Below are 17,554 nucleotides of genomic sequence, written 5' to 3' on the forward strand. Positions count from 1 at the left end.
GCGAGCTGATCCGACGCAACGGCCTCAAGAAGCCGTACGTGATTCGCCCTGGGCAGCGCCTGCGCCTCGCGGCGCCCACTGACTCATCCCGCCCGGGGCGCCCTCGGGCCCGGCGACAGACGCCGCCCCGGATTCCCGTGCCCCACGGCCGGGTCCGGCGAGTGCATGGCTGGATCTGGCCAACAAAAGGGGCCGTGGTTGGCGGGTTTTCCCGGACCGGGGTCAACAAGGGGATTGATATCGCAGGACGCAGGGGTAGCGACATCCTTGCGGCCTCCGGCGGCAGCGTGGTGTACCAGGGGAGTGGACTTCGGGGTTATGGAAAGCTTATCATCATCAAACATAATGCTGATTTTTTAAGCGCTTACGCGCACTGTGCGAGAATCTTGGTGAGGGACGGTGAGTCGGTGAAGCGCGGTCAGCGAATCGCTACCATGGGAAGCTCGGGCACCAACAGGGTGAAGCTTCATTTCGAAATCCGTCTGCGCGGCAAGCCGGTTAATCCTCTGCGCTATCTGCCAGGAAAATCCTGACCAAAACCATATGAGTCCACGACGATCATCCCCCGACCACGAAGACGACCAGTCGGCGAAATCCGAAGAGGACGGCGATCTGGACATCGAGCAGAAGGAAGAAGAGAAGGGAAAGGAAGCCAAGACCAAGTCCTCCGGTTCTTCGAACTATGCGGCGCGGGAAGCCGACGCGCACGCCGACGCCACGCGCCTGTACCTGAAAGAGATCGGGTTCTCCCCCTTGTTGACGGCCGAGGAGGAGGTGTACTACGCACGGCGCGCACTCAAGGGAGACGATGCCTCGCGGCGCAAGATGATCGAGAGCAACCTTCGCCTGGTGGTGAAGATCGCCCGTCGTTATATGAATCGTGGCCTGGCCCTGCTGGACCTGATCGAAGAAGGCAATCTCGGTCTGATTCGCGCCGTGGAAAAATTCGACCCTGAACGCGGCTTCCGCTTTTCGACCTATGCGACCTGGTGGATTCGCCAGACGATCGAGCGGGGTATCATGAACCAGACCCGCACGATTCGCCTGCCGGTGCATGTGGTCAAGGAAATCAATATCTACCAGCGTGCTGCACGCCATCTGGCACAGAAGCTCGATCACGAGCCGACTCCGGAAGATGTCGCCGATCTGCTGGACAAGCCGATCGAGGATGTGAAATCCATGATGGGTCTCAACGAGCGCGTCGCATCGGTCGATGCGCCTCTGGATCAGGACCCCGACCGTTCCCTGCTGGATGCGATTGCCGATGAGTCGGTGGAAGACCCGGCCATGGTCATGCAATCGGGAGACATCCAGATCCAGGTCGTGAACTGGCTGAACGAACTGAGCGAAAAACAACGCCAGGTGGTGGAGCGCCGCTTCGGACTCAACGGTCACGAGGTCGCCACGCTGGAAGAAGTCGGGGAAGAGATCGGCGTAACCCGGGAGCGTGTCCGCCAGATTCAGGTAGAGGCGCTGAAGCGCCTGCGGGCGATTCTTGAAAAGAACGGATACTCCGGCGATTCGCTGTTCTAGGCGGCGACCGGCGGAAGGATAAGCCCTGCGACCACGAGTCGGCGTTCACTCATCAGGACATTGTAGGTACGGCAGGCGGCGGCTGTATCCATTACCTCAAAGCCAATGGCCGAGGCAACCAGGTCCTGAAGGACACTTGCCGGGGGAAACTGCAGTCTCGCCCCGGTCCCGATCAGCACCAACTCCGGTCCCAGTTCCAGGATTGAACGAAGGTGGTCGCGCTGAAGCTGATCCGGGTGTGATACGGGCCAGTCCGTATGCAAGGCTCGCGGCGAAATAATCAGGCTGCTGGAGTATGACTCCTGGTTGATTCGTATCCGCCCAGGCTCGTAGGCGCGGATGAGATATTCGTCCTTGTCCCCGGTTTCGAGATGAATCTGCATGTCGGTGAATCCTGTTTTCGGGTTCCCGAATTGCACTTATAATGCGCCGCTTCGGCGGCCCGGAATAAACCCCGGAATCGACTCAGTCGCGTAGTATACGCCTCAATAGCCAGCACGAGACCACAGCATTTCAATGGATGATTTTCCACGCATCAAGCGGCTGCCGCCCTATGTTTTCAACATCGTCAACGAGCTGAAGGCCGAGGCGCGCCAGCGCGGCGAAGACATTATCGACTTCGGCATGGGCAATCCCGATCAGCCTACCCCGAAGCATATCGTCGACAAGCTGTGCGAGGTGGCGCACCGCGACGATACCCACCGCTATTCCATGTCGCGTGGAATTCCCCGCTTGCGACGGGCAATCTGCAATTGGTACAAGGACCGGTTTGACGTCGATCTGGACATGGACAAGGAGGCCATCGTCACCATTGGCTCCAAGGAGGGGCTCGCTCACCTGGCCCTGGCCATTGTGGACAAGGGCGATGCGGTTCTGGTGCCCAATCCCGCCTACCCGATCCATCCCTACGGTTTTGTGATCGCCGGCGCGGACATTCGGCACGTGCCGCTGGTGCCCGGCGGGGACTTCTTTGTCGAACTGGAAAAGGCAATCAAGGACTCATGGCCCAAGCCCAAGATGCTGGTGCTCAACTTTCCGGCGAACCCGACCGCGCAGTGCGTGGAACTGGATTTCTTTGAAAAAGTGGTCGCGATTTGTCGCGAACATGAGATCTGGGTGATCCACGACATCGCCTATGCGGAAATCGCCTTCGACGGCTACCGGGCGCCTTCCATCCTGCAGGTCCCAGGGGCGAAGGAAATCGCCGTTGAATTCTATTCCCTGTCCAAGACCTATAATATGCCCGGCTGGCGCGTGGGATTCATGGTGGGGAACCGGAAACTGGTCGCCGCCCTGGGCCGGATGAAATCCTATATGGACTACGGCACCTTCACGCCGATTCAGGTGGCGGCGATCGTCGCCCTGGAAGGCCCCCAGGACTGCGTCGAGGAAATCCGAATGACCTATCAGAACCGGCGCGATGTCCTGTGTAACGGGCTGACCAATGCAGGCTGGCCGGTAGAAAAGCCCAAGGCGACCATGTTTGTCTGGGCGAAGATCCCCGAGCCCTATCGGGAGCTGGGTTCGCTGGAGTTCTCGAAGAAGCTGCTGCGCGATGCCAAGGTCGCCGTGTCACCCGGTATCGGGTTCGGCGAGTACGGCGATGAATACGTTCGATTCGGCCTGATCGAGAATGAACACCGCACACGTCAGGCGGTGCGTTCGATACGCCAGATGATGCGCAACGATCACGCGAAAGGGTTTAAAGAGGAGTAGGTTTGGAACCGGTCAAGATTGGCATACTCGGCCTCGGCACCGTTGGCTGCGGAACCATCAATGTTCTCGGGCGCAATGCCGGCGAGATCACCCGGCGTGCAGGCCGGGAAATTCAGGTGGTCCAGGCTTCGGCGCGGACGCTGGACAAGCAGCGTGATTGCAGTACCGAAGGTATCGGCCTGACCGACAAGCCGGAGGACATTGTTTCCAATCCGGAGATCGACGTCGTCGTCGAGCTCATCGGCGGCGAGGAACCGGCGCGCACCCTGGTATTGCAGGCGATTGCCAATGGCAAGCATGTCGTGACCGCAAACAAGGCCCTGATCGCCCATCATGGAAACGAGATCTTCAAGTCTGCCCAGGACCAGGGGGTCATGGTGGCCTTTGAGGCCGCGGTTGCCGGCGGCATCCCCATCATCAAGGCGGTGCGCGAAGGCCTTGCGGGCAACCGCATCGAGTGGCTGGCCGGCATCATTAACGGCACCGGCAACTTCATTCTGACCGAAATGCGGGACAAGGGTCGGGAGTTTGCCGATGTGCTGGCAGAGGCGCAGGCCCTGGGTTACGCGGAGGCAGATCCTGCCTTTGATGTAGAAGGAATCGATGCGGCGCACAAACTCACCATTCTTGCCGCGATCGCTTTCGGAATTCCCCTGCAGTTCGACAAGGCCTATGTCGAGGGACTCGGAGGAATCACCCAGGCCGACGTGCGCTACGCCGAAGAACTGGGCTATCGCATCAAGCATCTCGGGATCGCCCGTCGTACCGACGGTGCGGTGGAACTTCGTGTGCATCCGACCCTGATTCCGGAGCGGCGCCTGATCGCCAACGTGGACGGCGTCATGAACGCGGTCCTGATCCGCGGCGATGCCGTCGGACCGACCCTGTACTACGGTGCGGGCGCCGGCGCAGATCCGACCGCATCGGCGGTCGTGGCCGACATCGTGGATGTGGTGCGTACGCTCACCAGCGATCCGAACAATCGTGTCCCGCACCTGGCGTTCCAGCCCGATGCACTGGCCGATCTGCCAATACTCCCCATGGACGAGGTGGAGACCGCCTACTACCTGCGCATGCAGGCCCTGGATCGCCCGGGTGTGCTCGCGGATGTAACCCGCATCCTCGGCGATCAGGGCATCAGCATCGAGGCGGTCATTCAGAAGGAGCCCGAAGAGGGCGAGAATACCGTGCCACTAATCATGCTGACCCACCGCGTGATCGAACGGAAGATGAATAGTGCGATCGCCAACATTGAGGCGCTGGATGCAATCGACGGATCGGTGGCCCGCATCCGTTGTGAACACCTGAACACCGATTGGAATTGATATGACTTTCAGACAACGTTACACGGGATTGATTGAAAAATACCGGGACCGTCTTCCGGTGCATGACGACACGCGCGTCATCAGCCTGGGTGAGGGCAATACACCGCTAATCCGGCTCAACAATATTCCGGGCGCGGTCAAGGCGGACGTAGATATCTACGTCAAGTACGAAGGCCTGAATCCGACCGGTTCGTTCAAGGATCGAGGGATGACCATGGCCGTGACCAAGGCCGTGGAAGAGGGCAGCCGTGCCATCATATGTGCGTCCACCGGGAACACCTCTGCCGCCGCCGCGGCCTATGCGGCCCGAGCGGGAATCACGGCGTTCGTATTGATTCCCGAAGGAAAGATCGCCATGGGCAAGCTGGCCCAGGCCATGATGCATGGCTCGGTCGTCATACAGATCGAAGGCAACTTCGATGACGGCATGCGTCTGGTGAAAGAGGTAGCGGAAGAGGCACCTGTAACTATTGTGAACTCCATCAACCCCTTTCGGCTGCAGGGACAGAAGACCGCTGCATTCGAAATCTGCGAAGAGCTGGGCAGTGCTCCGGACTTCCATTGTCTGCCCGTGGGCAATGCGGGCAACATCACGGCCCACTGGATGGGATATTCCGAGTACGCCGAGCATGGAATCGTGAACAACCGCCCGACCATGATCGGGTATCAGGCCTCGGGCGCCGCCCCGTTCATCCTCGGCAAGATGGTGGACAATCCGGAAACCGTCGCGACCGCGATCCGTATCGGTCATCCCCAGTCCTGGGACAAGGCGTGGGTAGTGCAAAAGGAATCGAATGGCTGGTTCGATCAGTGCAGCGACGAGGAAATCCTCGCGGCCCAAAAACTGCTTGCGGAGAAGGAAGGAGTCTTTTGCGAACCCGCTTCGGCGACCTCGCTTGCCGGCGCATTGCGGGATATCCAGAGCGGGAAGATCCCCGCCGGGAGTCGTGTGGTGTGCACGCTCACCGGTCACGGCCTCAAGGATCCGGATACCGCGATCCGGCAAAGTTCGAGTCCGCCGGTAAAGATCGCAGCGGAACTCGGCGCGGTGAAAAAGGCGATACTGGACAATCTCGCATGATATCCGCGGGATACAATCCCTTGCCGTGACTCTACGTAGGCTGTTCGCCGCGAGTTTCCTTTCCCTGGTCCCTTTCTTCCCCGGCTTCTCGGCAAGCGCGGGTGAGCCGAATACAGCGTACGGTGCTCTGGGGTACAGTTCCTGGACGCTGGGGAGCTGGCATCCCACGGCCTGGTCGTTTCGGGGAGGGTATTACTTTGCCCCCTGGCTCGCCGGAGAGATGCAGTTCCTGAGCCGCGGCGGGGAGGATTCGGGCCGGCTGGTAGATTCCGGCATGGGGGCCTATCTTCGCGCGGAGTTACCCCTGTCCCGATCCTTTCATGTCTCTGTACTCGCCGGCTACGCCCACACCGACGTGATCTTTCCGCCCGGCGTAAAGGGAACGTATGACCACTCCGCCTATGGACTGGGCGTGGAGTGGCGCCTGGGTCGGCATTCCACGCTTGCGACCGACTACATTTCCTACAATGGGGATTCCCGCGCGAGCAGCCTCACGGCTGTATTGAAGTTTCCTTTCTAGCTCTCCCTATCCGGATCCCCGTGCTCGATGCTGGCTTGTGGCCCCCGGGCCACCGCGCACGGCGTCGCCGGTGGAATTTTTGATTGTTATCAAGACTTTCCGATGCGTGAGCGCGCATAATCGCGCGCCTGCTTCAACCGTGTTGGGTTTCAGTCATTGCTGCAGCATCCCAGGAGGATACAGACATGAAACGTACGTTAATTGCGACCGCAATCGCCACAATCGCCCTTGCGACGCCTGTCTATGCCGGCAGCGCGGGCTCAGGGTTCGTCGGATTGGACTATCTGTACGGTTCGTTTACGGGCGGGACCAATCCCGCCAACGTTCGTATCAAGGGCGGGTTTTATTTCACAGACGCCATTGCCGCGGAAGTTCACGTCCTGACTGCCGGAACAACCGACGGTGGAATCAAGGTTGACCAGGGCGTAGCCGGCTTCATCCGTGGGGAGTTACCGGTCAGCGATTCGATCAACGTCTATGGCCTGCTCGGCTACGGCAGCGCGGACGTATCCGGTGCGGCAACCAAGTCGAACAGCAGCATCGCCTACGGTGCGGGGATGGAATTCCGTGTGGTGGACAACGTGGGAATCAATGTGGATTACACGCAGTACTTCAATGCCAACAACCAGACACTGGGCGGGATCGCCGCCGGAGTGACCTACAAGTTCTAGGGCAAGCTTGCGCAAGCAGCCTGACGGGACGGTCGGGGATGAGGCCGCCTCCGTCAGGCGTTCCCGGGTCGCGCCGCTATTTCCAGAGGTTCACTCGTTCACCGTGTTCGAGCAAACGGTCGGCGCGGCCCTGGATGAAGCGCTGCAGGCTGGATTGCGTCTTGTAGGCTCCGGAAGCGACGTAGTCCATGACCGACTGCACATGGAAGGCCTTGAGAAAGGCCTCGATGCGAATTACCTCGCGCCCGCCGTCGAACAGAACCGCTGATGGCGCATACACGATTCCCAGCTTCGAGGCCCATTGTCTTGCGGTCGTGGACTGGCCATCCGGGGTGGTCACCGGTGCATCGCCCCACATATTGAGCTGCACGCTGTCGAACTTCTTTAGCAAGGCCTGGGTCGCCTTCTGCGGCAAAATATGGTCGTGGAGTCGATCGCAACTCGGACAGTCCTTCTGCTCGAAGAATACGATCAGGGGGCGGGTTTTCCCCAGGCCCTTGAGGTTGAAGGGGGCGGGACGAAAATAGGGTTCGGCATGCAGCTTGCCTGAGGCCTTTGGTGGATTCGCGCGCGCCGAGTATTCACGGAAGCTCATCTTGCTTTCCTGGTGCTCTGCAACATAACGCAGGGCGGTCTGGAACCGGTGCGGCGGGTAGTAGCCATTGATGCGCAGGACCTGATTTCCCTTTTCATCGAGGAAGATCAGCGTCGGCGTGAACCACACTTTCTTGGCCGCGGCGAATGTCTTCGCGGTGTATACCTTGCCGTCGACGTCCGTCACTTCGCGATCACCCCACATGTTGATATCGAGCGAATCGAAGTGTTTCCGGGTATAGTCGACGATAGGCTTCTGGCTGAAGTTCAGATTCACCAGTTGAGCGCAGTAGGGGCAGCCATCCTGATGAAAGAAGATCATCACCCGCTTGTGCGCGGCGGCCGCCTCGGCGACATCTTCCTTGAGAACGAGAAAAGACTGCTTGAACCAATCGGGTATCTCATAGTGCCCGACGCCCTCGACCTTGGCGGCGTGGGAAACGGGAACAAAAGCGAGAAAACCGGTGAGAAGGAATGCGAGAACAATCGGTCGTGTCATAATGCGCCGGTACGAAATTTCACGAGAAATTATGGTTGCGCGTCGCGTCAGGAAAAGCAAGCATTAGCCAATGACCAGCAGCAATTCCCCGGATACAGCGGAAAAACGGAGCCTGTGTCTTGTGCTGCCGGGCCTGGTGGCGGTGGCCGCCGTCGAATCGGAGGCGAACGGCCCTCCGGCGGTCCTGGAGCGGCTCCTTGGGCGTGCGGACCCGATCGGGGAGGCAAGGTCTGACGGGACCGAAGCGTGCCTGTTTGCCCTGTTTGGAGCCGAGGTAGATCACAGCCGGGATCTGCCCGTTGCCGCCGTCACCCGTGTGCACGACATGGGGGTGGTGGACAACAGCTGGTGGATGCGGGCTGATCCCGTGCATCTGCTGCCCCATCGTGACGGTTTGCTGCTCCCGGAGCGCGGCCACCTTCAGCTTTCACAGGAAGAGGCGGACAGCCTGGTTCGCGAAATCATGGCCGTCTTCGCCGAGGATGGCTGGGTACTCAAGGCCCCGTCCCCGGAGCGATGGTATCTCAAACCACGACAGATTCCGGACATTCGAACCACTCCCATCGGATCCGTGGTGGGCTCCGACATACGGGGGCATCTGCCGGTCGGCCCTGATGCGAGCCAGTGGCACACAGTGATGAACGAAGTGCAAATTCTGCTGCACACGGCGCAGGTCAACGTGGACCGGGAGTCGAGGGGGCTACCCACGGTCAACAGTCTCTGGTTCTGGGGCGGAGGTCATTTGCCGACATTCCATCAGCCTGACTGGACCTGCCTGTGGAGCAACGAGGTGGTGGGAACCTCACTGGCCCGCCTGACGGAACTGGCCGTCGTCCCGCGGCCCGCGAGCGCGAGCCAGTGGCTGGCCCAGGCGCCTGCCGGCAAACATCTTCTGGTGCTGGATCACGGAATGGAGGCGCTGCTTAGCGGGCATGTCGAGCGCTGGAGAGATTTTCTGGACACACTGGAGCCCGACTGGATCGCACCGCTTGAATCGGCCCTGCGTAGCAACGAATTGACCGAATTGTTGATCTATACCGATCACTGCCAGGGGTTCCGTTTGACCTGGAGGCACTTGCGGCGTTGGTGGCGACGGAGGGTCAGGCTCGAAAACCTTTCCCTGAACCCCGGCTGACATGCGCGCCAGACCGGAAATCGTTCGCCGTCCTCCAGTGCCCGGGGTTGATGAGTTGCCACCTGAGCTGCCCTCGGTTCTCAGGAACATCTATCGCGCGCGCGACGTTCATTCGCCTCTGGACCTCGACCATTCCCTGGGCCGACTGCTTGCACCGGATACGTTGCTGGGTATCGACGCCGCCACAAGGTTGCTGCAAGAAGCGCTGGATTCAGGCCAACGCATATTGGTGGTAGCGGACTATGATGCCGACGGAGCAACCAGTTGCGCGCTCGCGGTTCGCGCCCTGCGCCTGCTCGGTGCTGGCGAGGTGCGCTACATCGTGCCCGACCGGTTTCGTTTCGGTTACGGGCTGACGCCGGAGATTGTCGCCCTTGCCGCGGAGGAGAATCCCGACGTCATCATTACCGTGGACAACGGGATCTCCAGTATCGACGGGGTGCGCGCGGCGCATGAGCAGGGTTGGCGAGTTGTGGTTACGGACCATCACCTGGCCGGACGGGAGTTGCCGGAAGCCGACGCGATTGTAAATCCAAATCAGCCGGGGGACGCTTTTGCCAGCAAGTCCCTGGCTGGCGTGGGCGTGATCTTTTACGTCATGTTGGCGTTGCGTGCGCGCCTGCGGGAGGCAGGGTGGTTTGAGGAGCGGGCGATGCAGGAGCCGAATCTTGCGTCCCTGCTGGACCTGGTCGCCCTGGGCACGGTCGCGGACCTGGTGCCGCTGGACCGCAACAATCGAATTCTGGTTGCCCAGGGTCTGGCCCGAATCAATGGGGGTGGTGCCTGTCCTGGCATCGATGCCCTGATCCGCGTAAGTGGGGCGCCGACGGGCCGTCTCGCCGCCTCCGATCTCGCCTTTCGCCTCGCACCCCGATTGAACGCCGCTGGCCGCCTGGAAGACATGGCCCTGGGTATCGAGTGTCTGCTCAGCAACAGCCCGACCGCCGCTCTGGAAATGGCCGGTGACCTGGATCGACTCAATCGCGAACGGCGGGATATCCAGGAGACCATGCAGGAGCAGGCACGGGAAGCGGTGGCCTCCCTCCATCTGGAGCGGGACGTCCTGCCTCGGGGTTTGTGCCTGTACGACGAGCGCTGGCACCAGGGAGTGGTCGGCCTGGTTGCATCCAGGATCAAGGAGCAGTTTCACCGGCCCGTGATCGCACTTGCGCCGGGGGAGAATGGCGAACTAAAGGGCTCGGCCCGGTCGGTGCCCGGTCTCCACATCCGTGACACCCTGGATGCGATTGCGACACGGCATCCAGCCTTGTTGCGCCGTTTCGGCGGTCATGCAATGGCAGCAGGCCTGACGCTGGATACCATGGACCTTGATGCCTTTCGCAGCGCATTTGAAGAGGAATTGAAGCGGCAACTTGGAGATGAGGAACTTCAACCCCGCATCCTCAGCGACGGGGAGCTTCAGGCCAATGAATTTCGTCTCGACCTTGCCGAGCAACTACGCAACGCCGGGCCATGGGGGCAGACCTTTCCCGAACCGATGTTCGACGGCATCTTCGATGTCGTGGATCAGCGGGTGGTCGGCGAGCGCCATTTGAAAATGCGCCTTCGGCAGGCCGATGGCCCTGTGGTGGACGCAATCGCATTCAACCTGCTGGAGGAACCGGTTGCGCCAGGCTGGCAACGGGTGCAAGCGGCCTATCGCCTGGACGTCAATGAGTTCCAGGGAACGCGCAGGCTTCAGCTCCTGCTCGAGCACGTGCGGGCAATCGGGGAAGCCGAATAGCCCGATATCGGAGCGCAAGGTACACTTCGGCCCATGAAATTCCCGACTCTGGAAGATTTCGTCGGAAACACGCCCCTGGTTCGCCTGCAGCGCCTGCCTGGGGAAAGGGCCGGCACGGTCCTGGCGAAGCTGGAAGGCAACAATCCGGCGGGCTCGGTGAAGGACCGCCCGGCCATGTCCATGATTCGCCATGCCGAGGAGCGAGGGGACATTCGTCCCGGTGACACCCTGATCGAGGCCACCAGCGGGAACACCGGAATCGCCCTGGCCATGGTGTCGGCCATCAAGGGTTACCACATGACCCTCATCATGCCGGAGCACATGAGTGTGGAGCGGCGCGCAGTGATGAAGGCCTTTGGCGCCGAAATCGTTCTGGTGAGTCGCGAAGACGGGATGGAAGGTGCGCGGGATCTTGCCCTGCAAATGCAGGACGAGGGCAAGGGCCGGGTACTGGACCAGTTCTCCAATCCGGACAATCCACGGGCCCACTATGAAGGTACCGGGCCGGAAATCTGGCGCGATACAGGCGGTGAGATCACCCACTTTGTCAGTTCCATGGGTACCACCGGCACCATCATGGGTACGTCGGAATTCCTCAAAGAGCAGAGCGCAGCGGTTCAGATCATTGGTGTGCAACCCACCGAGGGTTCGAGCATCCCGGGGATCCGTCGCTGGCCCGAGGCGTACCTTCCGCAGATTTATGATGCCAGGCGTGTCGATCGGGTTATCGACGTTTCCCAGGACCAGGCAGAGGAGATGACCCGGCGACTGGCACGGGAAGAGGGAATTTTCTGCGGGATCTCTTCCGGCGGGGCCACGGTGGCGGCCTTGCAACTGGCGCGGGAAATTCCGGAGGCCGTCATCGTCGTGATTATTTGCGATCGTGGAGATCGCTATCTCTCCACCGGCATCTTCCCGGACTAGAGGCGGGCACAGGCATGAACGTACTGGTGTTCGATATCGAAACCATTCCCGATGTGGAGGCGGGACGCCGCATCTACGATCTGGAGGGGCTGGACGACGCCGACGTCGCGCGCGTGATGTTCAACAAGCGGCGCGAGCAGACCGGTGACTCGGAGTTTCTGCGACACCATCTGCAGCGCGTTTGCGCCATTTCCGTCGTCCTTCGCCAGGGTGACACCTTCAAGGTCTGGTCACTGGGTGAGCCTGCAGCGGACGAAGCGGATCTGGTGCGAAGATTCTACGATGGAATCGAAAAATACACGCCCACCCTGGTGTCCTGGAACGGCAGCGGGTTCGATCTACCCGTGTTGCACTACCGCGCACTCAAGCACGGCATCGTCGCATCGCGGTACTGGGAGACCGGCGATGATGATCAGTCGTTTCGCTGGAACAACTACTTGAGTCGTTACCACGCCCGGCATACCGACCTTATGGATGTGTTGGCCTATTACCAGCCGCGCGCCTCGGCCCCGCTGGATCAGATTGCGGTAATGCTTGGATTGCCCGGCAAGATGGGGATGAGCGGTGCCCATGTGTGGGACGAATACCAGGCGGGCAATATCGAAGGAATCCGCAACTACTGTGAGACCGATGTCCTGAATACCTGGCTCGTCTATCTGCGCTGGGAACTGATTCGCGGCCGCCTGGACCACGGCGCCTACGAAAAGGAATTGAGTCTGGTGCGAACCACGCTGGCCGCTTCGGACCGTGCGCATCTGAATGAATTCCTTTCCGCATGGGAGTCCGCAACGTGAACTCCGTACCAGAGACCGCCGGGGCGGTCGAGGTGGTGAACTGTTTTCTTCCCCGCTATCGATCCCGCTTCAAGGCCACGGGCCAGGTGACCATCGAATCGATCAGCCATGACGGGCGCGGGGTCGGTCACGTGGACGGCAAGACGGTCTTCGTCGAAGGGGCCTTACCCGGGGAACGGGTGGAATACGGCGTCCTGCGAAGGAAACCGCGTTATGACAATGCGGTCTGTCTGGAGATCCTGCGCGCTGCCCCGGAACGCGTGGCACAACCGCGCTGCCCCCACTTCGGTGTCTGCGGTGGCTGCAGCCTGCAGCATTTGCAGGAAGAGTCACAGATTCAGGTCAAACAGGGGATTGTGACGGAAATACTCGCGCGCACGGGGAGGGTGGAGCCAGAACGATGGGATGCACCCATTGCCGGGCCGGCCTGGGGCTATCGGCGTCGTGCGCGTCTGGGGGCGCGCCTCGTACCCAAGAAAGGTGGCTTGCTGCTGGGTTTTCGGGAACGGGGGAGTTCCTATCTGACGGACATCGGCGAGTGTCCGGTGCTGGATGGGCGCGTGTCGGTCATGATGCCAGCCCTGCGCGCCCTGCTGGCAGGCTTGTCGTGCCCGGACCGGATTCCGCAAATTGAAGTTGCGGCAGGTGACGAGGATGTCGCCCTGGTGCTCCGTCACCTGGTGGCCCTGACTCCGGAAGACCGGAGCGACCTCCGGGCCTTCGCCCGGGACCATCGGGTCCACTTGTACACCCAGCCCGGCGGGCCGGATACGGCAACTCCCCTGGAGCCGGAACATCCGCCGGCGCTGGCCTACAGCCTGCCTGAATTCGACGTACGCATTGAGTTCGGTCCAACGGATTTCACGCAGGTCAATGCGGACGTGAACCGACAGATGGTGAAGGCCGCCGTGGCTTGGCTGGCACCGGAGTCCGGAGACACCGTACTGGACCTGTTCTGCGGTCTCGGGAACTTCACCTTGCCCATCGCCCGGTCCGGCGCCCGGGTTCTCGGGATCGAAAACGAACAGCGACTGATCGATGGCGCCCAGGCAAACGCGAAGAGGAACGGGATCCGCAATGCCCGTTTCCTGCGCGGCGATCTTTACAACGAGGACTCGGCTTCCGCCTGGGAGGGAGTGGAATTCAACAAGCTGCTGCTGGATCCGCCACGCAGTGGCGCCATGGAGGTGCTGGCCAGGCTTGCGGCACCGTTATCCGACCGCATTGTCTATGTTTCCTGTTATCCCGCGACCCTGGCCCGGGATGCCGAGTACCTGGTGCACACCCTGGGCTATCGCATGGAGTCGGCGCGCGTGATGGACATGTTCCCCCAGACCGCCCATGTCGAAGCCATGGCCCTGTTCGTTCGGGAATAGGACATGACGGGCAAGACCGAAGTCGCGATCGAAGTGGACGTACCCAGGCAGATTCTGGTGCTGCGTCAGGGAGATCAGGTGTTGCTGGAGGCAAGCGTCTCCACGGCACGGAACGGAGTCGGGGAACGGATGGGCAGCGAGTGTACGCCACGTGGGCGACACGTCATCTGCGCCAAGATTGGTGCGGGCCAGCCGGCGAATGCCGTGTTTGTCGGGCGGCGCCCCACGGGCGAAATCTATCGCCCGGGCCTGCGGGAGCTGTATCCCGACCGCGACTGGATCCTGACCCGTATCCTGTGGTTGAAGGGCTGCGAGCGCGGCCACAACCGGCTTGGTGAACTGGATACCATGAGGCGCTACATCTACATCCATGGTGCCCCGGACGAGGATCCCATGGGTGTGCCGGGGTCGCGCGGCTGCGTACGCATGAACAACAAGGATCTCCTGCGCCTGTTCGATCTGGTGGAGGTTGGAACCCGCGTGAACATTCGAGGCTGAAAAGCGTGTCGTTGGGACCTCTGATGATCGATGTGGCTGGCACCGCACTAAGTGCGACCGAGCGTGAACGCCTGCGTCACCCGCTGGTGGGCGGGGTGATTCTGTTTACCCGCAACTACGATAGCCCCGAACAGATCGCGGCGCTGGTGGCGGAGATTCACGGGGTACGCGAGCCACAGCTGCTGGTGGCCGTGGATCATGAGGGCGGCCGCGTGCAGCGTTTTCGGGGGGGCTTCACCGTGCTTCCGCCGGTGCGGCGGCTGGGCGAGGTCTACGATGAAAACCCGAAGCGGGCCAAGCGTCTGGCAGAGGAGGCGGGCTGGCTCATGGCGGCGGAGTTGCGCGCGGTAGGCGTGGACATGAGCTTCGCCCCGGTGCTGGATCTGGATCTGGGTGTCAGCGAGGTCATCGGAGACCGGGCCTTCCACAAGGATCCGGAGGCAGTGGCGGACCTGGCCCATTCCTACGTCGCCGGGATGCGCCGGGCCGGTATGGCCGCCACCGGCAAGCACTTCCCGGGCCATGGCAGCGTGGCCCCGGATTCCCACAAGGATCTGCCGGTGGATGATCGGGAGTATGAGGACGTCCACTTGCTGGACATGGTGGCCTTCGAGCGCCTCGTGCACTACGACATCCCGGCGCTCATGACTGCCCACATCGTCTATCCCAGGGTGGACCCGAATCCCGTGAGTTTCTCGCCGTTCTGGCTACGGGAAGTCCTTCGCACTCGCCTGGGATTCAGGGGCGCGATCTTCAGCGACGATCTTTCCATGGCCGGTGCCCATGTGATCGGGGATATGCCGGAACGGGCCCGCAAGGCCATCTCCGCCGGTTGTGACATGGTCCTGGTATGCAATGACCCCGCAAGCGCCGATGCCGTACTGGATGCAGGCATTCCGCATGATGACCCGGTGGCCCATTTGCGCCTCGCACGGCTGCACGGGCGACACCCCGTGAATCGCCGTGATTTGCTGGCGAGCGTGGACTATCATCAGGCCCGCGCCATGGTGGACAAGCTGGTATAGGAGTTTAAAATCCGGTTTTCAACCGCACCTATCGTGGATGAACCGTTGTCCCCTCCCGGCGAGCGCACCAAGATGATCAAGCCCCTGCCGAAGCTCCGGCTCGAGAGTTTCAACAATCTCACAAAGACCCTGAGCTTCAATATCTACGATATCTGCTTTGCGCCCGGCGTGGAGGGACAGAAGCAGTACATCGAGTACATCGACGAAGTCTACAACTCCGAGCGTCTGACCAAGATTCTTACGGATGTGGCGGAGATCATCGGTGCCAACATTCTGAATATTGCTCATCAGGACTACGAGCCGGAAGGAGCGAGCGTGACCATGCTCATTTCCGAATCACCGATGAAACAGCACCGGATCGACAAGTCCGAGCGTCCGGGGCCGCTTCCCGAGGATGTAGTTGCCCATCTGGACAAGAGCCACCTCACGGTCCACACCTATCCCGAGAAGCATCCGGACAATGGCATCAGCACCTTCCGCGCGGACATCGATGTGTCCACCTGCGGGGAAATCTCGCCGCTGAAGGCGCTCAATTTCCTGATCCACAGCTTCGAATCGGATATCGTCATCGCCGACTACCGGGTGCGCGGATTCACCCGGGATGTGAAGGGCCGCAAACACTACATCGACCACAAGATCGATTCGATTCAGAACTTCGTGGACAAGGACACGCTGGACCGCTACCAGGCGGTGGACGTGAACGTGTACCAGGAGAACATTTTCCACACGAAGATGATGCTCAAGGAGTTCAAGCTCGACGACTATCTGTTCGAGATTGACGAATCCGATCTCAAGGCGAGCGAGCGACGCCGTGTGACGAGTCGCCTGCAGCGGGAAATGAGAGAAATTTTCTACGGCAAGAATGTGGCTACCTAGGCCAGTGGGATACAATCCCTTTAAAAAACAAGTGGTTGCAGGATACTGTTCTCCGGACCCCGGTCCACTGAGCACTATTACCATTTTCCCCCAAAAAGGCGCCTGTACAGGCCGAATTCGAGGTACTACCATTCCGCTTACAAGAATATAACGACGATCGTCACCGGTCGAAACCGCAGCACGGAGGTCGCGGAGCATCATGGGCGGCGTCGGGGTGCTGCGTCCGCAGGATGGGGATATCATTGTATTGGGCAGATGCAGCCTGCCCCTGCTGGATGACGATTATGCAGGAAACAGAAGATAACAGTACGAAAAAGAAGGTCCATGTGCTGGACCTGCAGAAGGGTATGTACGTGGCCGAACTGGATCGGCCCTGGGTAGAAACCCCGTTTATGTTTCAGGGTTTCGAAATAAACGATCAGGAGCAGATCGATACCCTAAAAAAACACTGTGAGTATGTCTATATCGACGTGGAGCAGGGCGTGGATTTCATGCCCAAGACCCACGCAACGGCCTCCCTCAATCGCGCCCGTGTTCTCGAGGAGCGCGACAAGAAGATCTCCAGCGAAGTGCGGCGCCTGGCGGAAGCCGATGCGGCGAAACCGAGCCGCCGACCCTATCTGGACGAAACCACCTTCGAGGACGAGCTCGAGACCGCAAAGGGGATCGAGAGTGAGGCGCGCGACACCATGCGTGCCGCCGTCGAACACGTAGAAAAGGGCAAGAAGGTGGATCTGGAAGCGGCCAATCGCGCCGTAACCCGCATGGTCGAAAGTATCGTGCGCAATCCGGACGCCCTTGTGTGTCTGAGCCACCTTAAGGACGTCAACGAATACACCGCGCTGCACAGTATCCGCTCAGGCATCATCGCCCTGGCCTTTGGTCGCCACCTGGCCCTGAGCCGTGAGGAACTGCGCGTGGTAGGGATGGGTGCCCTGCTGCACGACGTTGGCATGGCCAAACTGCCACATGAACTGCTGGAGAAGAATTCCGGCCTGACCGTGGACGAGTTTCAGACCATGACCCAGCATGTGAAATGGGGCCTGGACATCATCGCGGACTCTGGCGGTCTCCCCGCCGGCGCCGTGGAAATGATCGAACAGCATCACGAGCGCTCCGACGGGAGCGGGTATCCGGGGCACTACCGCGCGCAAGGTATCAGCCCGGCGGGATCCATTGCGGCCATCGTCGACGTCTACGACGCCATTACCAGTGATCGCAACTATAGTGGCGGCCTGTCTCC

At 60.7% G+C, this 17,554-nt stretch carries 18 protein-coding genes; 16 read left to right on the forward strand and 2 right to left on the reverse strand.

The genetic code is table 11. The annotated features are described in order from the left end of the window. The first annotated feature begins 161 nt into the window (after positions 1 to 161). A complete protein-coding gene (locus P8X48_07880; protein ID MEJ2107232.1) occupies positions 162 to 533 on the forward strand; it encodes a peptidoglycan DD-metalloendopeptidase family protein in 372 nt (123 codons plus the stop codon). Positions 534 to 543: 10 nt separating this feature from the next. After that, the gene (gene rpoS, locus P8X48_07885; GenBank protein MEJ2107233.1) at positions 544 to 1,533 is read left to right on the forward strand and encodes an RNA polymerase sigma factor RpoS; all 990 of its coding nucleotides are present in this window, start codon (positions 544 to 546) and stop codon (positions 1,531 to 1,533) included. Here the strand turns inward: rpoS and P8X48_07890 are convergent. Further along, complete coding sequence (locus P8X48_07890; protein MEJ2107234.1) at positions 1,530 to 1,916, reverse strand: Mth938-like domain-containing protein; 387 nt, start codon at positions 1,914 to 1,916, stop codon at positions 1,530 to 1,532. The genes rpoS and P8X48_07890 overlap by 4 nt on opposite strands. Positions 1,917 to 2,049: 133 nt before the next feature. Here P8X48_07890 and alaC point away from each other — a divergent pair, with 133 nt between their 5' ends. From alaC to P8X48_07915, 5 genes are all read left to right on the forward strand, one after another. Further along, on the forward strand, positions 2,050 to 3,249 hold the full coding sequence (gene alaC, locus P8X48_07895; GenBank protein MEJ2107235.1) for an alanine transaminase: 1,200 nt from the start codon (positions 2,050 to 2,052) through the stop codon (positions 3,247 to 3,249). A gap of 2 nt (positions 3,250 to 3,251) precedes the next feature. Continuing rightward, on the forward strand, positions 3,252 to 4,574 hold the full coding sequence (locus P8X48_07900) for a homoserine dehydrogenase (protein MEJ2107236.1): 1,323 nt from the start codon (positions 3,252 to 3,254) through the stop codon (positions 4,572 to 4,574). Position 4,575: 1 nt separating this feature from the next. Beyond that, positions 4,576 to 5,655, forward strand: coding sequence for a threonine synthase (gene thrC, locus P8X48_07905; GenBank protein ID MEJ2107237.1), 1,080 nt, complete (start codon positions 4,576 to 4,578; stop codon positions 5,653 to 5,655). A gap of 25 nt (positions 5,656 to 5,680) precedes the next feature. Next, positions 5,681 to 6,175 (forward strand): outer membrane beta-barrel protein, encoded by a 495-nt coding sequence (locus P8X48_07910; GenBank protein MEJ2107238.1) that lies wholly within the window; start codon positions 5,681 to 5,683, stop codon positions 6,173 to 6,175. A gap of 185 nt (positions 6,176 to 6,360) precedes the next feature. Further along, positions 6,361 to 6,846, forward strand: a complete 486-nt coding sequence (locus P8X48_07915; GenBank protein ID MEJ2107239.1) for an outer membrane beta-barrel protein — start codon at positions 6,361 to 6,363, stop codon at positions 6,844 to 6,846. A gap of 76 nt (positions 6,847 to 6,922) precedes the next feature. Here the strand turns inward: P8X48_07915 and P8X48_07920 are convergent, their stop codons facing one another. Further along, complete coding sequence (locus P8X48_07920; protein MEJ2107240.1) at positions 6,923 to 7,939, reverse strand: thioredoxin fold domain-containing protein; 1,017 nt, start codon at positions 7,937 to 7,939, stop codon at positions 6,923 to 6,925. 70 nt (positions 7,940 to 8,009) lie between these two features. Here P8X48_07920 and P8X48_07925 point away from each other — a divergent pair, with 70 nt between their 5' ends. The 9 genes from P8X48_07925 to P8X48_07965 form a co-directional block, all read left to right on the forward strand. Continuing rightward, positions 8,010 to 9,074 (forward strand): hypothetical protein, encoded by a 1,065-nt coding sequence (locus P8X48_07925; GenBank protein MEJ2107241.1) that lies wholly within the window; start codon positions 8,010 to 8,012, stop codon positions 9,072 to 9,074. A gap of 1 nt (position 9,075) precedes the next feature. After that, entirely contained in the window at positions 9,076 to 10,818 is a 1,743-nt protein-coding gene (gene recJ / locus P8X48_07930; protein MEJ2107242.1) for a single-stranded-DNA-specific exonuclease RecJ, read from the forward strand. A 33-nt stretch (positions 10,819 to 10,851) separates the two neighbouring features. Next, entirely contained in the window at positions 10,852 to 11,742 is an 891-nt protein-coding gene (gene cysM, locus P8X48_07935; GenBank protein ID MEJ2107243.1) for a cysteine synthase CysM, read from the forward strand. A 14-nt stretch (positions 11,743 to 11,756) separates the two neighbouring features. Continuing rightward, a complete protein-coding gene (locus P8X48_07940) occupies positions 11,757 to 12,536 on the forward strand; it encodes a 3'-5' exonuclease (protein MEJ2107244.1) in 780 nt (259 codons plus the stop codon). Beyond that, entirely contained in the window at positions 12,533 to 13,912 is a 1,380-nt protein-coding gene (gene rlmD / locus P8X48_07945; protein ID MEJ2107245.1) for a 23S rRNA (uracil(1939)-C(5))-methyltransferase RlmD, read from the forward strand. The genes P8X48_07940 and rlmD overlap by 4 nt, the downstream gene beginning before the upstream one ends. Positions 13,913 to 13,915: 3 nt before the next feature. Further along, positions 13,916 to 14,410, forward strand: a complete 495-nt coding sequence (locus P8X48_07950) for a L,D-transpeptidase (GenBank protein ID MEJ2107246.1) — start codon at positions 13,916 to 13,918, stop codon at positions 14,408 to 14,410. 23 nt (positions 14,411 to 14,433) lie between these two features. Beyond that, the gene (gene nagZ / locus P8X48_07955) at positions 14,434 to 15,435 is read left to right on the forward strand and encodes a beta-N-acetylhexosaminidase (protein MEJ2107247.1); all 1,002 of its coding nucleotides are present in this window, start codon (positions 14,434 to 14,436) and stop codon (positions 15,433 to 15,435) included. Between the two features lie 72 nt (positions 15,436 to 15,507). Continuing rightward, positions 15,508 to 16,311 (forward strand): adenosylmethionine decarboxylase, encoded by an 804-nt coding sequence (gene speD / locus P8X48_07960; protein MEJ2107248.1) that lies wholly within the window; start codon positions 15,508 to 15,510, stop codon positions 16,309 to 16,311. A gap of 284 nt (positions 16,312 to 16,595) precedes the next feature. Beyond that, on the forward strand, positions 16,596 to 17,554 hold a 959-nt coding region (locus tag P8X48_07965), incomplete at its 3' end, for a DUF3391 domain-containing protein (protein MEJ2107249.1).

This window comes from Acidiferrobacteraceae bacterium (assembly GCA_037388825.1).
Taxonomy (GTDB): domain Bacteria; phylum Pseudomonadota; class Gammaproteobacteria; order Acidiferrobacterales; family JAJDNE01; genus JARRJV01.